Origin of the sequence: Streptomyces sp. NPDC001933, from assembly GCF_042890955.1 — a bacterium.
Classification (GTDB): Bacteria; Actinomycetota; Actinomycetes; order Streptomycetales; family Streptomycetaceae; genus Streptomyces.
In genome coordinates, this window is record NZ_JBIASS010000005.1 from 74,788 (window position 1) to 92,499 (window position 17,712).

16 protein-coding genes are annotated in these 17,712 nt (G+C 70.9%); 8 read left to right on the forward strand and 8 right to left on the reverse strand.

Features of this window, described 5'->3' with window-relative positions:
• Positions 1–178: 178 nt before the first annotated feature.
• The 4 genes from ACFYY7_RS14085 to ACFYY7_RS14100 all read left to right on the forward strand — a co-directional run bounded on the left by ACFYY7_RS14085 (position 179) and on the right by ACFYY7_RS14100 (position 6,290).
• Complete coding sequence (locus tag ACFYY7_RS14085) at positions 179–838, forward strand: LuxR C-terminal-related transcriptional regulator (RefSeq protein WP_388661245.1); 660 nt, start codon at positions 179–181, stop codon at positions 836–838.
• A gap of 318 nt (positions 839–1,156) precedes the next feature.
• Positions 1,157–3,112 carry a 2-oxoacid:acceptor oxidoreductase subunit alpha gene (locus tag ACFYY7_RS14090; protein WP_388661247.1) on the forward strand — a complete coding sequence of 652 codons (1,956 nt, stop codon included), beginning with the start codon at positions 1,157–1,159 and terminating at the stop codon, positions 3,110–3,112.
• Entirely contained in the window at positions 3,105–4,163 is a 1,059-nt protein-coding gene (locus ACFYY7_RS14095; protein WP_388661250.1) for a 2-oxoacid:ferredoxin oxidoreductase subunit beta, read from the forward strand. The genes ACFYY7_RS14090 and ACFYY7_RS14095 overlap by 8 nt, the downstream gene beginning before the upstream one ends.
• A gap of 171 nt (positions 4,164–4,334) precedes the next feature.
• Complete coding sequence (locus ACFYY7_RS14100) at positions 4,335–6,290, forward strand: APC family permease (protein WP_388661253.1); 1,956 nt, start codon at positions 4,335–4,337, stop codon at positions 6,288–6,290.
• 11 nt (positions 6,291–6,301) lie between these two features.
• Here the strand turns inward: ACFYY7_RS14100 and ACFYY7_RS14105 are convergent, their stop codons facing one another.
• Positions 6,302–6,691: a winged helix-turn-helix transcriptional regulator gene (locus ACFYY7_RS14105; protein ID WP_388661255.1), complete on the reverse strand. Its 390-nt coding sequence runs from the start codon at positions 6,689–6,691 to the stop codon at positions 6,302–6,304.
• Positions 6,692–6,800: 109 nt separating this feature from the next.
• Here ACFYY7_RS14105 and ACFYY7_RS14110 point away from each other — a divergent pair, with 109 nt between their 5' ends.
• From ACFYY7_RS14110 to ACFYY7_RS14120, 3 genes are all read left to right on the forward strand, one after another.
• Positions 6,801–7,661 carry an SDR family oxidoreductase gene (locus tag ACFYY7_RS14110; RefSeq protein ID WP_388661258.1) on the forward strand — a complete coding sequence of 287 codons (861 nt, stop codon included), beginning with the start codon at positions 6,801–6,803 and terminating at the stop codon, positions 7,659–7,661.
• A 118-nt stretch (positions 7,662–7,779) separates the two neighbouring features.
• Positions 7,780–8,784 carry an EamA family transporter RarD gene (gene rarD / locus ACFYY7_RS14115; protein ID WP_388661261.1) on the forward strand — a complete coding sequence of 335 codons (1,005 nt, stop codon included), beginning with the start codon at positions 7,780–7,782 and terminating at the stop codon, positions 8,782–8,784.
• 71 nt (positions 8,785–8,855) lie between these two features.
• On the forward strand, positions 8,856–10,421 hold the full coding sequence (locus tag ACFYY7_RS14120; RefSeq protein WP_388661264.1) for an FAD-dependent monooxygenase: 1,566 nt from the start codon (positions 8,856–8,858) through the stop codon (positions 10,419–10,421).
• 55 nt (positions 10,422–10,476) lie between these two features.
• On the opposite strand, the gene ACFYY7_RS14125 is transcribed toward ACFYY7_RS14120, so the two are convergent.
• The 3 genes from ACFYY7_RS14125 to ACFYY7_RS14135 form a co-directional block, all read right to left on the reverse strand.
• Complete coding sequence (locus ACFYY7_RS14125; RefSeq protein WP_388661267.1) at positions 10,477–11,454, reverse strand: SGNH/GDSL hydrolase family protein; 978 nt, start codon at positions 11,452–11,454, stop codon at positions 10,477–10,479.
• A 550-nt stretch (positions 11,455–12,004) separates the two neighbouring features.
• On the reverse strand, positions 12,005–12,295 hold the full coding sequence (locus ACFYY7_RS14130) for a hypothetical protein (protein WP_388661270.1): 291 nt from the start codon (positions 12,293–12,295) through the stop codon (positions 12,005–12,007).
• Positions 12,296–12,392: 97 nt separating this feature from the next.
• On the reverse strand, positions 12,393–13,301 hold the full coding sequence (locus ACFYY7_RS14135) for a nitroreductase/quinone reductase family protein (protein WP_388661273.1): 909 nt from the start codon (positions 13,299–13,301) through the stop codon (positions 12,393–12,395).
• Positions 13,302–13,603: 302 nt separating this feature from the next.
• Between ACFYY7_RS14135 and ACFYY7_RS14140 the strand changes: the two genes are divergently transcribed.
• The gene (locus ACFYY7_RS14140) at positions 13,604–14,410 is read left to right on the forward strand and encodes an HAD family hydrolase (protein WP_388661276.1); all 807 of its coding nucleotides are present in this window, start codon (positions 13,604–13,606) and stop codon (positions 14,408–14,410) included.
• Positions 14,411–14,460: 50 nt separating this feature from the next.
• Here the strand turns inward: ACFYY7_RS14140 and ACFYY7_RS14145 are convergent, their stop codons facing one another.
• The 4 genes from ACFYY7_RS14145 to ACFYY7_RS14160 form a co-directional block, all read right to left on the reverse strand.
• Positions 14,461–14,907, reverse strand: coding sequence for a hypothetical protein (locus ACFYY7_RS14145; protein ID WP_388661279.1), 447 nt, complete (start codon positions 14,905–14,907; stop codon positions 14,461–14,463).
• Between the two features lie 41 nt (positions 14,908–14,948).
• Positions 14,949–15,542 (reverse strand): TetR/AcrR family transcriptional regulator, encoded by a 594-nt coding sequence (locus ACFYY7_RS14150; RefSeq protein WP_388661282.1) that lies wholly within the window; start codon positions 15,540–15,542, stop codon positions 14,949–14,951.
• A gap of 199 nt (positions 15,543–15,741) precedes the next feature.
• Complete coding sequence (locus ACFYY7_RS14155; RefSeq protein WP_266730469.1) at positions 15,742–16,629, reverse strand: ABC transporter permease; 888 nt, start codon at positions 16,627–16,629, stop codon at positions 15,742–15,744.
• On the reverse strand, positions 16,616–17,599 hold the full coding sequence (locus ACFYY7_RS14160) for an ATP-binding cassette domain-containing protein (protein ID WP_388661285.1): 984 nt from the start codon (positions 17,597–17,599) through the stop codon (positions 16,616–16,618). The genes ACFYY7_RS14155 and ACFYY7_RS14160 overlap by 14 nt, the downstream gene beginning before the upstream one ends.
• Positions 17,600–17,712: the final 113 nt, after the last annotated feature.

Here is a 17,712-nt window from a genome sequence, read left to right on the forward strand (position 1 = left end):
GAGCCCTGGCCCGGCTGAGATCCACCCGTGAAATCCACCCGGGGTGGGTGAAGTCCGCCCGTGATGTCCACCCGGCGGCCGGGGACACCGCACCACCGATGCTGGGATGCTGGGATGCGTAGGCACGAGACCAGCGAACAGTGACAGTGGGGGCAACGGCTTCATGGTGGAGGACAGGGTGCGAGTAGTCATCGCCGAGGATTCGGTGCTGCTCCGGGAAGGGCTCACCCGGCTGCTGACCGATCTCGGGCATGACGTCGTCGCCGGGGTCGGGGACGCGGAGGCGCTGATCAAGACGGTGGGGGACCTGGCGGGGCAGGATGCGCTGCCCGATGTGGTGGTCGCCGATGTGCGGATGCCCCCGACCCACACCGACGAGGGCGTGCGGGCGGCGGTGCGGCTACGGAAGGACTATCCCGGAATCGGGGTCCTGGTCCTTTCGCAGTACGTCGAGGAGCAGTACGCGACCGAGCTTCTGGCCGGATCCAGCCGGGGCGTGGGATACCTGCTCAAGGACCGGGTCGCCGACGTCAGGGAGTTCGTGGACGCGGTGGTCCGGGTCGCGCAGGGCGGGACGGCTCTGGACCCGGAGGTGGTGGCGCAGCTGCTGGGCCGCAGCCGCAAGCAGGACGTCCTGGCCGGGCTGACCCCGCGCGAGCGCGAGGTGCTCGGCCTGATGGCGGAGGGGCGGACGAACTCCGCGGTGGCCAGGCAGCTGGTGGTGAGCGACGGCGCGGTGGAGAAGCACGTCAGCAATATCTTCCTGAAGCTGGGCCTGTCCCCCAGTGACGGGGATCACCGCCGGGTACTGGCCGTATTGACCTACCTGAACTCCTGACTAGCTGACACCCTGTCAGATATCTGGTGAAGGTCATCGCGGCCGCCGGTCACAGCGGTCGCGGTGACCAGGTCCCGGGGCGGACACGCCCCGGGACCGAAGAACACGTCCTAGCACCAAAGGATGACTGCACGGCGTCTTCATCGAACGGCTGGGGGGCTTGCAAAGCATGACAAATCGGTATGAAATCGCGTCCCAAAATGGCGTCCATCATGTGATCGGTCAAGGGAAGGCGACCCTTACCGACGTAGGGTGGGCAGTGGGACCGTCGGCGGGCCGGCGGGACCAGAGCCGCCGCCCCGAGGGAGGTCCAGTTCAGTGACCAGCCAGGTCAGTAGCCCAGCCGAACAGGCCGATGAGGCCAGCGAGGCGCTCGTCGGGGGACAGCGTGCCCCCCGCTCCGGTCATGCGGGTGCCGGCGACAAGGAGATCCGCCGCCTCGACCGGGTGATCATCCGTTTCGCGGGTGACTCCGGAGACGGTATGCAGCTCACCGGTGACCGCTTCACCTCGGAGACCGCGTCGTTCGGGAACGACCTCTCCACGCTGCCGAATTTTCCCGCCGAGATCCGCGCCCCCGCAGGCACCCTGCCGGGGGTTTCTTCGTTCCAGCTGCACTTCGCGGACCACGACATCCTCACGCCGGGCGACGCGCCGAACGTGCTGGTCGCGATGAACCCGGCCGCGCTGAAGGCGAACATCGGCGATGTGCCGCGCGGTGCGGAAATCATCGTGAACACCGATGAGTTCACCAAGCGGCCGATGGCGAAGGTCGGCTACGACACCTCCCCACTGGAGGACGGTTCCCTGGACGGCTACAACGTCCACCCGGTGCCGCTGACGACGCTCACGATCGAGGCGCTCAAGGAGTTCGGGCTCTCCCGCAAGGAGGCCGAACGGTCGAAGAACATGTTCGCGCTGGGCCTGCTGTCGTGGATGTACCACCGCCCGACCGAGGGGACCGAGACGTTCCTGCGGGCGAAGTTCGCGAAGAAGCCGCAGATCGCCGAGGCGAACGTGGCCGCGTTCAGGGCGGGGTGGAATTTCGGGGAGACGACGGAGGACTTCGCCGTCTCCTACGAGGTGGCGCCCGCCTCGCAGGCCTTCCCGCCGGGCACGTACCGCAACATCTCGGGGAATCTGGCGCTGTCGTACGGGCTGATCGCCGCGTCCCGCCAGGCGGACCTGCCGCTGTATCTGGGCTCGTACCCGATCACCCCGGCCTCCGACATCCTGCACGAGCTCAGCAAGCACAAGAACTTCGGCGTGCGCACCTTCCAGGCGGAGGACGAGATCGCGGGGATCGGGGCGGCGCTGGGCGCGGCCTTCGGCGGTTCCCTCGCGGTGACGACCACGTCCGGGCCGGGGGTGGCGCTGAAGTCGGAGACGATCGGGCTCGCCGTCTCCCTGGAGCTCCCGCTGCTCGTGGTCGACATCCAGCGCGGCGGCCCGTCCACGGGTCTGCCGACCAAGACCGAGCAGGCCGACCTGCTCCAGGCGATGTACGGGCGCAACGGCGAGGCCCCCGTCCCGATCGTGGCCCCCAGGACCCCGGCGGACTGCTTCGACGCCGCGCTCGACGCCGCCCGGATCGCGCTGACGTACCGCACCCCCGTCTTCCTGCTCTCCGACGGGTACCTCGCCAACGGCTCCGAGCCGTGGAAGATCCCCGAGACCGACGAGCTGCCCGATCTGCGGGTCCGGTTCGCGACCGGCCCCAACCACGAACTGGCCGACGGCACCGAGGTGTTCTGGCCCTACAAGCGCGACCCGCAGACCCTGGCCCGGCCCTGGGCGGTGCCCGGCACGCCCGGTCTCGAACACCGCATCGGCGGCATCGAGAAGCAGGACGGCAGCGGCAACATCTCCTACGACCCCGCCAACCACGACCTCATGGTCCGCACCCGCCAGGCGAAGATCGACGGCATCGAGGTCCCCGACCTCCAGGTCGACGACCCCGACCAGGCACGCACCCTCGTGCTGGGCTGGGGCTCCACGTACGGCCCCATCACCGCCGCCGTCCGCCGGCTCCGCGCCGCCGGACAGCCCATCGCCCAGGCCCACCTGCGCCACCTCAACCCGTTCCCGAAGAACCTCGGCGACGTCCTCGGCCGCTACGACAAGGTCGTCGTCCCCGAGATGAACCTCGGCCAGCTCGCCACCCTCGTCCGGGCCAGGTACCTCGTCGACGCGCACAGCTACAACCAGGTCAACGGCATGCCGTTCAAGGCCGAACAGCTCGCAACGGCACTCAAGGAGGCCATCGATGCCTGACACCGACCAGCTCCTGCACCTGGTGCCCAAGGCCGAGGCCAAGCAGTCCATGAAGGACTTCAAGTCCGACCAGGAAGTCCGCTGGTGCCCCGGCTGCGGCGACTACGCCGTCCTCGCCGCCGTCCAGGGCTTCATGCCCGAACTCGGCCTGGCGAAGGAGAACATCGTCTTCGTCTCCGGGATCGGCTGCTCCTCCCGCTTCCCGTACTACATGAACACCTACGGGATGCACTCCATCCACGGCCGCGCCCCGGCCATCGCCACCGGACTCGCCTCCTCCCGCCGCGACCTCTCCGTCTGGGTCGTCACCGGCGACGGCGACGCCCTGTCCATCGGCGGCAACCACCTCATCCACGCCCTGCGCCGCAATGTGAACCTCAAGATCCTCCTGTTCAACAACCGGATCTACGGCCTCACCAAGGGCCAGTACTCCCCCACCTCCGAGATCGGCAAGATCACCAAGTCCACGCCGATGGGCTCCCTCGACGCCCCGTTCAACCCGGTCTCGCTGGCCCTCGGCGCGGAGGCGTCCTTCGTCGCCCGCACCATCGACTCCGACCGCAAGCACCTCACCGGCGTGCTGCGCGCCGCGGCCGACCACCCCGGCACGGCGCTGGTGGAGATCTACCAGAACTGCAACATCTTCAACGACGGTGCCTTCGAGGCCCTCAAGGACAAGGAACGGGCCCAGGACGCGGTCATCCGCCTCGAACACGGGCAGCCCATCCTCTTCGGTGCGGACAACAGCAAGGGCGTCGTCCGCGACCCGGCCACCGGAGACCTCCAGGTGGTGACCGTCACCGAGGAGAACCGGTCCCAGGTCCTGGTCCACGACACCCACAACCCGTCGCCGACCACGGCCTTCGCCCTCTCCCGCCTCGCCGACCCCGACACCCTCCACCAGACCCCCATCGGCGTCCTGCGCGACGTCGAGCGCCCCGTCTACGACACCCTGATGGCCGAACAGCTCGACACCGCCGTCGAACAGAACGGCAAGGGCGACCTCGCCGCCCTCCTCGCCGGCAACGACACCTGGACGGTCGTCGGCTAGGGCGGACACCACCCCGGACCGGGGACAGGCACCGCCCTGGTGCTCCGGTCCCGGGACAGGCACCGCCCCGGTCCTGCCGTCTGGATCACACAGTGGCCGGACGGGCTGAATTCCGGCCCGTCCGGCGATTGCGTACCGGGCGTGCGGCCGGCCACCGCGCACGATGTGGCCATGACCCTGGACCGTCCCGCGTACCGCATCAAGCGGCGTCTGCTCGGCAAGCCGCTCACCACCGAGCGCATCAGCGAGGAGAAGCTGAACAACCGGACGGCGCTCGGGGTGCTCGCCTCCGACTGCATCAGCTCGTCCGCGTACGGCTCCGAGGAGATGCTCCGGGTCCTCGTACCCGTCGTCGGGGCCGCCGCCTTCACCCTGCTGATGCCGGTGACCGGCGCGATCCTGCTGGTACTGCTGCTCCTGACGCTCTGTTACAGCGACGTCGTCATGATCTACACCCGGGCGGGCGGCTCCTATGTCGTCGCGCGGGAGAACTTCGGGCCGGACATCGCGCAGATCGCCGCCGTGGCCCTGCTCGTCGACTACATCGTCACCGTCGCGGTCCAGGTCTCGGCGGGCACCAACGCCCTGATCTCGCTCGCCCATCTGGTCGGCACCGACTTCACCGGCCTCGACCATCTCCAGATCCCGGTCTCCGTCGGCGTCATCGTGCTGCTCGCGTACGGGAATCTGCGCGGGATCCGCGAGGCGGGCCGCACCTTCGCGCTGCCCGCCTATCTCTTCATGGCCGCCGTCGGCCTCGTCCTCCTCGTCGCCGCGGTGCGCGGGCTCACCGGCGAGCTGCCGCACGCCGACCTGCACGCCGCCGGGGTCGTACCGCTCGGTACCCCGGGCGACGGCTGGCTCTACGGCGCCTCGCTCTTCATCGTGCTGCGCTCGTTCGCCAACGGCGGCTCGTCCCTCACCGGGCTCGAAGCGATCTCCAACGGCATCTCCGCGTTCCGCGAACCGCAGGGCCGCAACGCCCGCCGCACCCTGATCGCGATGAGCTGCGTGCTCGGCGTACTGGTCCTCGGCGTCTCCACGCTGGCGCACTTCACCCATGCCGTCCCCTACACCGACGGCACTCCGACGGTCATCGCGCAGGAGGCCCATCTCGCCTTCGGCGGCGGGCCGCTCGGGACGGCCGGGCTGGTCTTCGTACAGCTGGCGACCGCGCTGGTCCTCTACACCGGCGCCAACACACCGTTCACCGGCTTCCCGTTCCTCGCCAGTTTCGTCGCCGCGGACAGGTTCCTGCCCCGGCAGCTGACCCGGCGCGGACACCGCCTCGCGTTCTCCAACGGCATCATCGCGCTGGCCGTCGTCTCGCTGGCGCTGCTGCTGGTCACCGGGGCCAGCGTGGACAGGCTGGTGGCGCTGTACGCGATCGGCGTGTTCACCGCCTTCACCATGGCCGGGGCCGGCCTCACCACGTACCACCTGCGGCGCCGCGAGCCGTACCGCCGGACGAAGATCGCGGTCAACGGGCTCGCCGCGGTCATCTCGGCCGCCGTCGTGCTGATCTTCGCGGTCACCAAGTTCACCGAGGGCGCCTGGCTGGTCGTGGTGGTCTTTCCGCTCGGGGTGTGGGCGCTGATCCGGATCAACCGCGAGTACCGGCGCGAGGCCGCGGTGCTCCAGAGCATCCAGGCGCCGGGCGCCGACCGGCCCCGGGATCTGCGCCATCTGGTCTTCGTCCTGGTCGAGACGCTGGACCTGGCGACGATCAAGGCGCTGCGGTACGCGCACGAACTGCGCCCGGACGAGATCCGGGCCGTGCACTTCGCGATCGACGAGGCGCACGGGCGGCGGCTGGCCGCCCGGTGGGAGGCGACGGCCGCCACGTCCGTGGCCCTGAAGCTGGTGGAGTGCCCGGACCGCCGGCTGCGCCACGCGATGAAGGAGCTGGCGGCCCGCACCACACAGGACGGCAGGACCTCGCTGACGGTGCTGGTGCCGCGGCGGATGTACACCAATGTGCTCGGCAAGCTGCTGCACCGGGACACGGGCGAGCAGATGGCGAAGGTGCTGGGGCAGCTGCCGCACGTGGCGGTGACGATCCTGCCGTTCGACGTGTCGCGTGCGCTGCGTGAGATGGAGGAGGGACGCGCGCCCCAACCGGAGTGACCGAGCGGGTGCTACGGGGTGTGCGCCTGCTGCTCGTCGTACGCCTCGCGCGCCGCCTGCACCGCGCTCAGGCGGCGTTCGGTCCAGCGGCCCAGCGCGCACACCTGCTCGGCGGCCTCCCTGCCCAGTTCGGTGAGCGAGTAGTCGACCCTGGGCGGGATCACCGGCTTCGCGTCCCGGTGCACGATGCCGTCGCGCTCCAGCGTCCGGAGGGTCTGGGTCAGCATCTTCTCGCTGACGCCGCCCACCTCGCGGCGCAGTTCGCTGAAGCGGTACGAGCGCTCCAGCAGGGCGATCAGGATCAGGACGCCCCAGCGGCTGGTGACGTGTTCGAGAACCAGCCGGGAGGGGCACATCTGCCCGTTCGCATCGGGCCACGTCCCCAGGTCACTTACCTTCATCCCAGTACCTTACTTCAAAGTGGGTACTTTCGATTGGTAAGTGCATCCCTTACGGTGAGCAGCGAGAGCCCGAGCAAGGACAAGTGCCACCGAAGAGGAGAAACCCCCCATGAGCATCGTCGTCACCGGAGCCACCGGAGAGCTCGGCCGTCTCGTCGTCGAGCAGCTGCTGGCCACCGTGCCCGCGAGCGGGATCGCCGCCGTCGTGCGCGACGCGGAGAAGGCGGCCCCGCTCGCCGCCCGGGGCGTCGAGCTCCGCGTCGCCGACTACGACCGGCCGGAGTCCCTCAAGGACGCCTTCCGGGCCGGCGACCGGGTCCTGCTCATCTCCGGCAGCGAGGTCGGCCGGCGCGTACCGCAGCACACCGCGGTCATCGACGCGGCGAAGGCGGCGGGCGTCGCCCAGCTCGCGTACACCGGCATCCTGGGCGGCCCCGCCGCCGACTTCCGGCTGGCCGCCGAGCACAAGGTCACCGAGCAGCTGATCCTCGACTCGGGGCTGCCCCACACCTTCCTGCGCAACGGCTGGTACACCGAGAACTACACGGCGAACCTCGCCCCGGTCCTGGAGCACGGCGCCGTCGTCGCCAACGCGGGCGAGGGCAGGATCGCCTCCGCCACCCGCGCCGACTACGCCGCCGCGGCCGCCGCCGTACTGACCGGCGAGGGTCACATCGGCGCGGCCTACGAGCTGAGCGGCGATGTCGCCTGGTCGCTGGCGGAGTACGCGGCGGAGATCTCCAAGGCCACCGGCAAGGAGATCGCGTACCGGAACGTGCCCGCCGCCACGCACCAGGAGATCCTGGTCGGCGCCGGCGTGCCCGAGTTCTTCGCGGAGATCCTCGTCGACGTGGACGAGGCGATCGCGCGCGGCCTGCTCGCCACCACGAGCGGCGATCTGGCCCGGCTGACCGGCCGCCCGACGACGCCGCTCGCCGAGACGGTGGCCGCCGCGGTGGCCGCGGCGTAACACCGCTCCCCCGCACCTCAGGGGCCCCGTGTCATGACCGTATCCCGATACGGCCATGACACGGGGCCCCTCCCGGCGCTACCTTCGTGCAGTTGACACAGACATGCCTGGAGGGCCCGTGAAGGGGATCAACGAACAGCGGGCGGGACTCATGTCCGGCATCGGCGCATACGGATTGTGGGGACTCGTCCCGCTCTTCTGGCCGCTGCTGAAGCCCGCGGGCGCGATCGAGATCCTCGCCCACCGCATGGTCTGGTCCCTCGCGTTCGTCGCCGTCGCGCTGCTGGCGCTGCGCCGCTGGTCCTGGATCGGCGAACTGGTCCGGCAACCGAAGAAACTCGGCCTGATCTCGGTGGCGGCGGCCACGATCACGGTCAACTGGGGGCTGTACATCTGGTCCGTGAACAACGGCCATGTGGTGGAGGCCTCGCTCGGCTACTTCATCAACCCGCTGGTCACCATCGCCATGGGCGTCCTGCTCCTGGGCGAACGGCTGCGCCCCGTGCAGTGGGTGGCGGTCGGCACCGGTGTCGCGGCGGTGCTGGTGCTGGCGATCGGTTACGGGCGGCCGCCGTGGATCTCGCTGACGCTGGCGTTCTCCTTCGCGACGTACGGGCTGATGAAGAAGAAGGTCAACATGGGCGGCCTGGAGTCGCTCACCGCCGAGACCGCCGTGGTGTTCGTGCCCGCGCTCGGCTACCTGCTGTGGCTGGGCGCCCGGGGCGAGTCGACGTTCACCTCCGGGGGCATCGGCCACGCGGCACTGCTGGCCTCGGCGGGCCTGGTCACGGCGGTACCGCTCGTGCTGTTCGGGGCGGCGGCGATACGGGTGCCGCTCTCCACGCTGGGCCTGCTGCAGTACCTGGCACCGGTCTTCCAGTTCGCCCTCGGCATCGTCTACTTCCACGAGGCGATGCCGCCGGAGCGGTGGGCCGGTTTCGCCCTGGTGTGGCTGGCGCTCACCCTGCTGACATGGGACGCGTTCCGGACGGCACGGCGGACGAGGGTGCGGGTGCAGGAGGCGCGGCAGGCGGCGCAGCGACAGGCACCTCACGCGCACCCGGACCCGGCCCCGCGCCCGAACCCGTCGGACGGCGAGCCCGCCCCGCACGCACAGATTTAGTTACCTGGTTGCTTTTTTAACTCGGTTGCGTTTTCCTGGCTGTCCACGGAACCGCGACCGAGGAGCCCCGCATGCCCGCAACCACACCCACCCCCGCAGCCGCCGCCCCCGTACTGATCGTCGGTTCGGGCCCGACCGGCCTGACCCTCGCCTGCGATCTGGCCCGGCGCTCCATCGGCGTACGGATCATCGAGAAGTCCGCCGGGTTCCCGCGCAGCTCGCGGGCCAAGGGCCCCAACCCCCGCTCCCTGGAGGTGCTGGAGGACCTGGGCGTCGTCGACCGGGTGCTGGCCGCGGGATCGGGACCGCTGCCGATGCGCAAGTACCGGAACGGGCTGCCGGTCGCCGACGCCGACCCGTCCGAGTCCTCGCACCCGACGCCGGACACCCCGTACGCCCACGGCCGGCTGATCGCCCAGTGGCAGCTGGAGGAGATCCTGCGGGACCGCCTCGCGGAGTACGGCGTGCACGTGGAGCTCGGCTCCGAGGCGGTCGGCCTGTCGCAGGGGCCCGAGTCGGTGACCGTCGCGCTCGCCGACGGCCGGAGCGTCGAGGCGCGGTACGTGGTGGGCTGCGACGGCGGCCACAGCCCGGTACGCAAAATGCTCGGCGTCCCCTTCGAGGGAAAAACGGCCGAGGAGCAGTCGATGGTCTGCGGGGACGTGGAGGTGGACGGCCTCGACCGCGGCATCTGGCACCAGTGGTTCGACGAGGACGGCGCCGTGATGCTGTGCCCGATCCCGGGTACGCGCACGGGCTGGTGGTTCCAGGCCGGGCCGGAGCGGGACGCGGCGGGAGCCCTCGTGCCGCCCTCCCTGGAGAGCTTCCGCCGCCTGTTCGCCAAGCACACCCGGCTCCCGGCGGCCCGCCTCACTCGGGCGACGCTGCTGTCCACGTACCGCGTCAACGAGCGCATGGCCGACCGGTACAAAGTGGGCCGGGTACTGCTGGCCGGGGACGCCGCGCATGTGCATTCCGTCGCGGGCGGGCTGGGCATGAACACCGGCATCCAGGACGCGTACAACCTGGGCTGGAAGCTCGCCCGGGTCGTCGAGGGCCGGTCGGATCCCCGCCTCCTGGACACCTACGAGGAGGAGCGGCTGCCCGTCGCCTCCTGGACGCTGGACATCACCGCCGAGCGGCTGCGGGCGACCCTCGATGCGATCAAGCAGCCGGGCGGCGGCCTGGATTCGGCGATCTCCGGCGACACGGCGGGCCTGGGCCTCGGCTACCCCTGGAGCTCCCTCTCCGCCCCCGGCTCCACCCCCCGCCTGCGGGCGGGCGACCGCGCCCCCGACGCCCCCTGCCGCGACACCGCGACGGGCACGCCGACCCGCCTGTTCGAGGCGTTCACGGGCCCGCACTTCACCCTCCTGGGCTTCGGCCCGGACACGGCCCAGGCACTGCGGGCGACGGAGGCGGCGTACGGCGACACGGTGCAGGCGTACGGGGTGGACGCCGGAGCCCCCCGCGACCTGACCGACGACGCGGGCCACGCCCGCACGGCGTACGGCGTCGCCCCCGCCACCGCCCTCCTCGTCCTGGTCCGCCCCGACAACCATGTGGCCCTGATCGCCCCGGCCTCGGAGACCGGAGCGATCGGCGACTACCTCGGCCGCTTGGCCGGTACGGCCTGACGGCGGGGCGCCCGGACTGCTGGACCGGAGGGCGCTCGGAGAGGAACAGTGCGGGTCAGTCCACGCTGATGGAGTTCAGGATCGCCGCTGTGACGTGATCGGCGGCGTTCCGGTGGCCCCTGGCGTTGGGGTGTACGAGGGCCACCTGGTCGGGGAAGCTCGTGAAGGCGCCGTCCACCCATTTGCCGGCGTCGCAGACGCTGTGGTTCCGGGAGCTGTTGTAGAGGTCCACGAAGTCGGTGGCGTCGTGCGTGTCGGCCGACTTCTCGATGGCCTTGTTGAGGGGCTTCATCACGTCCTGGCGCAGCCAGTCCAGGTCGCCCTGAGTGATGGAAGCGAACTGCTCCCAGTCGTTGTACCGGCACTTGGACGTGTCCTCGGGGACGACCGTGGGGTAGCCGACGGCGAGGATCTTGGCCTTCGGGGCCCGCTCGTGGAGCACGGTGAGCATCTGGTCGTAGTCGCGGCTCACCTTGGCCAGGCGGCCGGGGATGCTCTCGGCCAGGTCGTCCTTGCACGGCGTGCCCTCGCCACCGCTGCCCGAGCCCAACTGCAGACACTGGAAAAGGATGTCGGCGAACCCGAGGGTGTTGCCGCCCACGCCGACCGTGATCACGTCGGTGCCGTGGCCCACCGCCTCGGACTGGGGAGGCACCGGCGGGAACGGGTAGTCGGGGTCCTCGGAGAAGGGCGGCAGGTGGCGCCCGATCGGCTGCTGGGCCCGGAAGGTGACGTCCTCGATCGTGGCGGCGCCGCAGCTGACATCGGTCAGGTCGATGAGCCCGCCGAGGTCGCGGTCGATAACCTGCGGGTAGGACCGGTCGGTGCGCTCGCAGCCGTCGCGGGGGATCTCGAAGATGTCGCCGGCGGAGGGGATGACCCCGGCGGTGTACGAGTCGCCCAGGGCGACCCACTCGTAGGACGCGGCGGCGGCCGCCGGGGCCGCGCCGGCGAGCTGCACGGGCACCTGGGCGCATGCGGCGAGAGCGACGGCCGAGCCCAGCACCGTCAGCCGAGTACGGATGCTTGCCATGAATCCTCCAGATATGCGTCTCTGCTTACGCTGCAATCCAGAACAGCGAGTCACGGCAAGAACTGAATCCGCTACGGAAAGTTACTGCGGAATGCCCTGTTCCACTCTCGGCGTCCCGGCATCCCGGACCGCCGGGCTCCGGCGCGTGCTGCAATCCTCCGAACGGCGCCGGGGAGACAGCTGCCGAGGGGGTGGAGGGGCAGAGCATGACTGCTCGGACAGGCCGTGCCGCTGGGATGCTCGGTCAACCTCCCCGAAACCGAAAGCACCGGCCCCGAGGCCGTACGTACCGCGTTGCAGCGCAAGTGACCGGGCGTCACGCGTCCGGTCGCGCGCGCTGTTCGGCCGGAGCAACCTGCTCGCGCCGAAGGTCCCGCCCGGCTACCCGTGCCGGATCTGCGGAACAGCGTAGAACGTGCGGGTCAGGGCTGCGGCCGGGGCCGGAAGGGACACGCTACGGGACGGCCGGCGAGGCGCGCCCCCATGGAGAATGCCCCGGCGGTCACGAGGACCGCCGGGGCTCAGGAGAGGCGAGGTTCGACCAGCAAGGTCAGCGGATGAACACGCTCCCGCCGAACTCCGATACCTCCGAGGACCCCGGCCGGACGATCCCGAGGATCGGGCCGGTGCAGTCCGCCGACTGGAAGATCACTGCCAGGTCGTTGGTGTAGTTCTCGACGGTGAGCGGCCAGCGGTCGGAGGGGTAGCACCCGGAGGGGTCGCTGTAGACCGTGCCGTTGACGACCAGGTCCCCCTGGGCCGCACTGGCCGACTGGGTGACCGAAACGGAGAGCATTGCCGCGGCGGCAATGGTGCCGAACGCGGTGAGGACGCGACGCATGAAGGTTCTCCTGGCTCTTGCGAGGGCTGCTGCGAGGGTGCCCGATGCACCCTCGCAGTATGATTACCATGCGTAGCCATTGATTGCGTAGCGTGACTCACGCTGGAGGGGCGGGAGGCCACGGAACGTCGGCCAACAGGGGCAGGATCTGCTCCTCCTCGTAGTCGAGGTGGGCGTTCAGCTCCGTGGACATCCTGTCCAGCTCGGCGTGGAAGCGCTCGGGATCGGTGATCCCGATGTCCGCCAGCAGGGCCACCAGCTCGCCCTGGATGCGGGCGACCGTGCGGTGTTCGTCGGCGAGCCGGGCGAAGGTGTCCGTCAGGTGCGGGTGGTACCGGGCCATACCGGGGAACAGGTGGTCGTCCTCGCTGGTGTGGTGGAACTCCAGCGACTGGCAGAACGCCAGGCACCGCTGCCTGATCTGGAGCCCGAGTCCCGGGGGCGGGGGCTCGCCGGGGCCACGGTGGGCGGCGCGTGCGGCGAAGTGGGCGTCCACCTCCGCCTTCACCTGGTGCAGCTGGCCCCGCAGCCAGGTGTGGACCTCCATCACCTTGCCCGCGAGGGTGGTGATCTCGCGGGCCGGCTCCCAGCCCTCGGGCTCGGCGCGCTCCAGCGCCACGACCGGGAGGAGCCGGGAGGTCCGGGCCTGGTAGTCGGCGTAACCGGGTGCCGCCCTCACGGCGTGCGCGAACAGTTCCTCGCGCCGCGCCCCTTCCGCGGGGACCGCGAGGGCCTGGAACGTACGGGTGCCGAGCTCCACCCGGACCACGGGGTGGGCGAGCAGGTTGCGGTACCAGTCGGGGTGGCGCGGGGCGCCGAGGTTGGAGCCGATGACCAGCAGCGCGTCGCCGTGGCGGACGTAGCCGAGGGGTGTGGTGGTCTCCTTCCCCGACCTCGCGCCGGTGGTGGTCAGCAGGAGCAGGTCTCCGCCCTCGAAGGGGCCGCCGACCTTCCCCGCGTTGGCGCGGAACTCGTCGATGACGGACTGGTTGAAAGATGTGGGCATGCGATTTCTGTCTCCGTGGGAACGGGTGACCGCCATGCGCCCGGCCCATGACGGTGCACGGTGCCGGGGCATGCGGAACGGAAGGAAGAGTGCGACCAGCGGTCGCAGCTGCGTCAGATGCAGGGCGCGGAGTACGAACTCATGACGGGCCCCTCGGTGAAGGGTGTTCGCCCGAGCACCGGCCGGCCCACTGCTCTTTGGCCGGCGTCACGCGACACCGGGTTCATTACACGCATCCCGGCGGGGGCCTGTCAACGCACGCCCGTCCGCCCCCGATTGCCGGGCTCTCCTAGTCTTGGGCCATGCCCATCCCACCCGCATATGCCCTTGTCGCCACCGACCTGGACGGCACCCTGCTGCGCCGTGACGACACCGTGAGCCCCCGCACCCGCGCCGCGCTCGCGCTGGCCGCCCATGCCGGGGCCCGGCATCTCGTGGTCACGGGGCGACCCGTGCCCGCGATACGCGGGCTGCTCGACGCACTGGGCTACCGGGGGCCGGCGGTGTGCGGGCAGGGGACGCAGTTGTACGACGCCGGGTCCGGGCGGCTGGTGCACGCGCTCACCCTGGACCGGGAGGCCGCCGACACCGCGCTCGGCAAGATCGAGGCCCAGGTGGGGCCGGTCTTCGCGGCCGTGGACCAGGACGGGGCCGAGGGGCGGACCCTGATCGAGCCGGGTTTCGCGATGCCCCATCCGACGCTCCCCGCCCAACAGACCCGGCACCGCCACGAGTTGTGGTCCCGGCCCGTGGTGAAGGTGCTCATCCGGCACCCTGAGCTCGGGGACGACGCGCTGGCCGCGGCGGCCCGCGACGCCGTCGGCGATCTCGCCGGCGTCACGCTCTCCGGCCCCGGCACGGTCGAGCTCCAGCCGTTCGGCGTCGACAAGGGGACCGGAATGGCGCTCGCCGCGGAGTACTTGGGTGTTGCCGCGCGCTCCGCGATCGCCTTCGGGGACATGCCCAACGACCTGCCGATGTTCCGTGCCGCCGGGTACGGCGTGGCCATGGCCAACGCCCATCCGGAGCTGCGGGCGGCGGCGGACGAGGTGACGTCGTCGAACGAGGACGACGGGGTCGCCGACGTGCTGGAGCGGGTGTTCGGCTGAGCGGTGCGTGTCGGCTCAGCGGTGCGTACGCGCCGACCGAGTCGTCCGCGTCAGAGCGCCATCAGGCAGTAGAGCCGGTGCGGCTCGGGGTGGGCGCGCGCCTGCTCGGCCAGGTCCGCCAGCATGTCCAGGAAGCCGGCCGGCTCGTCGCGCGGGGCATCGCCTCCGAACTCCTCGATGTGCGACCATGTTTCGGCCACCGCACCGAACCCGCCGGGTCTCGCGGCCGCGAGGGCGTCGCGCAGCTCGTCGGTGAGCGTGACCAGCCAGCGGGACTCGTCCTCCGGGGAGCTGAGCAGCCGGTTGAAGCGCGGGAGCGAGGTGACGTCGTCGTACGGCGTGCTGGTGAGCATGCTCTCGGCCCGGCCCAACTGCACGTACGGCTCCATCCCCCTGACCGGGAGCACGGGGAGGCCGGTCTCCTCGATGCCCTGGTCGAAGGCGGCCAGGGCCGTCCGGTCGTCCGGTGCACTGAAGTAGTCGTACAGGTTTCCCATACGCCGCATGCTCGCACGCCCCTCTGACAGTCACTCCGCCCTCACGGCTCCGGCGGCACCCCGATCGCCCGCAGCACATGCGCGACCAGGGCCGCGATCTCCTCCTCGTCATGCACCGGCTTGCGCAGGACGTGCCGGTAGTACATCGGGCCGTACAGCATCTCCACGACCAGCGGAAGATTCGCGTCCGGCGGGATCTGCCCCTGCTCCTGGGCCCGGCGCAGGCGGGTGACCGCCTCCTCGCAGCGGGGGTCGACCAGCTTCGCCCGGACGGTCCGCGCGAGTTCGTCGTCGTGGTGCATCTCGGAGAGGATCCCGGCGTACGCGGGGCCGAAGGGCGGTGTGTTGATGAGCCTCACCGCGCCCGCCAGATTGGTCCGGAGATCGGCGGCTATGTCGCCGGTGTCGGCGAACGGCGTCGTGTCGACCAGCGCGTCGGCGAACGCCTCCAGGATCACCGCACTCTTCGACGGCCACCAGCGGTAGATCGTCTTCTTGCTGACACCCGCTCTGGCCGCGATGGCCTCGACGGTGACGCGGCCGTACCCCTTCTCCGTGCACAGTTCGAGAGCGGCCTCCAGGGTCGCCCTCCGTGATCTCTCGCTGCGGCGCAGTGAACTCGGCGATGTGATCATTCGGTGAGCATAAGCGGGCTGGAACCGGCCCTTGTTGACAGCCTGTCGCCAGAGGTCGAACAATACTCAGGCGGAAACGGAACGTGCCGTGTCGCGTCGTTCCGCAATTTCGCACCGTTCGTGCCGTTCGTGCCGCGACGAGCCGATCGGGGGACGGCTCGCCCGGCCGACGGCGCGGGCGGGCGTTGCACCCCGTGCGTCAGGCAGTGATGTCCTTCGTCGTGAACCGGGCCCAGGCCGCCGAGCCGAACACCGCCGCGTACAAGCCCTGAAGCCCCAGGTTCTTGACCACTTCGTCCCAGTAGACGGGCGCGCGCAGCAGGTCCGCGTACGACATCCAGTAGTGCGGGAAGAGATACGGGTGCAGCGCGCTCAACTGCGGGATGCCGTCCACGATCTGTACGGTGATCAGCAGCCCGACCGTCGCCGCCATGGCCGCGATACCGCTGCCGGTGAGGGTCGAGACGAACAGGCCGATCGCCGCGAACCCGATCAGTGACGCCGCGACGACCACCGCGATCAGCCCGGCCCGCAGCAGCCCCTCGCCGAAGCCGATCCGGGTCCCCGAGATGGTGGTGACCTCCCCCACGGGGAAGAGCAGCGAGCCCACGACGAGCGCGGACAGGGCCACGACCAGGGTCGCGACCAGGCAGAACACCACCACCGAGGCGTACTTCGTCAGCAGCAGCCTGGTCCGGCCGGCCGGGGCGACCAGCAGGTAGCGCAGGGTTCCCGCGTTCGCCTCGCCCGCGACCGAGTCGCCCGCCACGACCCCGACGGCCATCGGCAGGAAGACCGGGAGGGTCACGGCGAGGGCGGCGAAGACCAGGAAGAGCCCGTTGTTGGTGATCTGGGAGAGGAACGCCGGGCCTCCCCCGCCGCCGCCCGGTCCCGGCGAGGAGCCGTCGTTCGTCTCGATCCGCACCGCGATGCCGATCAGTACGGGCACGGCGGCCAGCACCCCGAGCAGTGCCAGGGTGCGCCAGCGGCGGAGTGTGGTGGTCAGTTCGGAGCGCAGCAGCCCGAAGGTCCACAGCGGGCTCGGCGCCCTGCCCGCCCCGGCGACCGCGGCTTCAGCCTGCGACATCGAAACCCTCTCCGGTGAGTGCGACGAAGGCGTCCTCCAGCGAGGCCCGTTCGACGCCGAAGGACCTCAGCCGTACGCCGGCGTGCACCAGCGCCGCGCTGAGGTCGGCGAGCTCGACGTCGCCCGGCGGCGCATCGGCGCTCACCCGGTCGCCGTCGACCGTGATCCCGGTGACGCCCAGTTCCTTGAGGACCCGGGCCGCGTCGCCCGGGTCGGGGGTGGTGACGGCCAGCCGGCCCCGGGCACCCGCGGCGAGTTCCGCGACCGGGCCCTGGGTGATCAGCCGGCCCCTGGCCATCACCGCGGCGTGCGTGCAGACCTGCTCGATCTCGTCGAGGAGGTGCGAGGAGAGGAAGACGGTGGTGCCGTCCGCCGCCAGTTCCCTGACCAGGGTGCGGATCTCCCGCATGCCCTGCGGGTCCAGGCCGTTGGTCGGCTCGTCGAGCACGAGCAGCCGGCGCGGCTGGAGCAGGGCGGCGGCGAGGCCGAGGCGCTGCTTCATTCCGAGCGAGTACGCCCTGGCCTTCTTTCCGGCCGCCGCGGCCAGCCCGACCCGGTCCAGGGCCTGGTCCACCCGGGCCCGGCGGGTGCGCGGATCGGCGGTGGGGTCGGCGGAGTCGTAGCGCAGCAGGTTGTCCCGGCCGCTCAGGAACCCGTACAGCGCGGGCCCCTCGATCAGCGCGCCGACCTGCGGGAGCACGGTACGGGCGGCGGCCGGCATGGGACGGCCCAGCAGCCGAGCGGTGCCGGACGTCGCCTCGATGAGGCCCATCAGCATCCGGATGGTGGTGGTCTTGCCCGAGCCGTTGGGGCCGAGGAAGCCGAAGATGCTGCCGCCGGGGACGCTGAGGTCGAGGCCGTCGACGGCGAGCTGGCCGCCGCGGTAGCGCTTGGTGAGGCCCCGGGTCTCGATCACGGCTCCCGGCTCGGTGACCGCCGTCGGTTCGACGACGGTCCCGGACTCTGTCATGCGTACTCCCCATGGGTCGGGCAGGGCCCGTCCGCCGGACGGGCGATGGCGAACCGCCCCGCCGTACGGAGCGTACGGCGGGGCGGGTCGGCGGTGCGGGAAAGCGCGGCGCG

What these genes read in the sequence shown, in the direction of transcription:
- ACFYY7_RS14095 (WP_388661250.1), top strand. Translation starts at nt 3,105, where the DNA reads ATGCCTGACACCGACCAGCTCCTGCACCTGGTGCCCAAGGCCGAGGCC.
- ACFYY7_RS14160 (WP_388661285.1), bottom strand. Translation starts at nt 17,599, where the DNA reads ATGACAGAGTCCGGGACCGTCGTCGAACCGACGGCGGTCACCGAGCCG.
- ACFYY7_RS14135 (WP_388661273.1), bottom strand. Translation starts at nt 13,301, where the DNA reads ATGCCCACATCTTTCAACCAGTCCGTCATCGACGAGTTCCGCGCCAAC.
- ACFYY7_RS14155 (WP_266730469.1), bottom strand. Translation starts at nt 16,629, where the DNA reads ATGTCGCAGGCTGAAGCCGCGGTCGCCGGGGCGGGCAGGGCGCCGAGC.
- ACFYY7_RS14150 (WP_388661282.1), bottom strand. Translation starts at nt 15,542, where the DNA reads ATGATCACATCGCCGAGTTCACTGCGCCGCAGCGAGAGATCACGGAGG.
- ACFYY7_RS14130 (WP_388661270.1), bottom strand. Translation starts at nt 12,295, where the DNA reads ATGCGTCGCGTCCTCACCGCGTTCGGCACCATTGCCGCCGCGGCAATG.
- ACFYY7_RS14100 (WP_388661253.1), top strand. Translation starts at nt 4,335, where the DNA reads ATGACCCTGGACCGTCCCGCGTACCGCATCAAGCGGCGTCTGCTCGGC.
- ACFYY7_RS14145 (WP_388661279.1), bottom strand. Translation starts at nt 14,907, where the DNA reads ATGGGAAACCTGTACGACTACTTCAGTGCACCGGACGACCGGACGGCC.
- ACFYY7_RS14125 (WP_388661267.1), bottom strand. Translation starts at nt 11,454, where the DNA reads ATGGCAAGCATCCGTACTCGGCTGACGGTGCTGGGCTCGGCCGTCGCT.
- ACFYY7_RS14110 (WP_388661258.1), top strand. Translation starts at nt 6,801, where the DNA reads ATGAGCATCGTCGTCACCGGAGCCACCGGAGAGCTCGGCCGTCTCGTC.
- ACFYY7_RS14120 (WP_388661264.1), top strand. Translation starts at nt 8,856, where the DNA reads ATGCCCGCAACCACACCCACCCCCGCAGCCGCCGCCCCCGTACTGATC.
- ACFYY7_RS14105 (WP_388661255.1), bottom strand. Translation starts at nt 6,691, where the DNA reads ATGAAGGTAAGTGACCTGGGGACGTGGCCCGATGCGAACGGGCAGATG.
- ACFYY7_RS14140 (WP_388661276.1), top strand. Translation starts at nt 13,604, where the DNA reads ATGCCCATCCCACCCGCATATGCCCTTGTCGCCACCGACCTGGACGGC.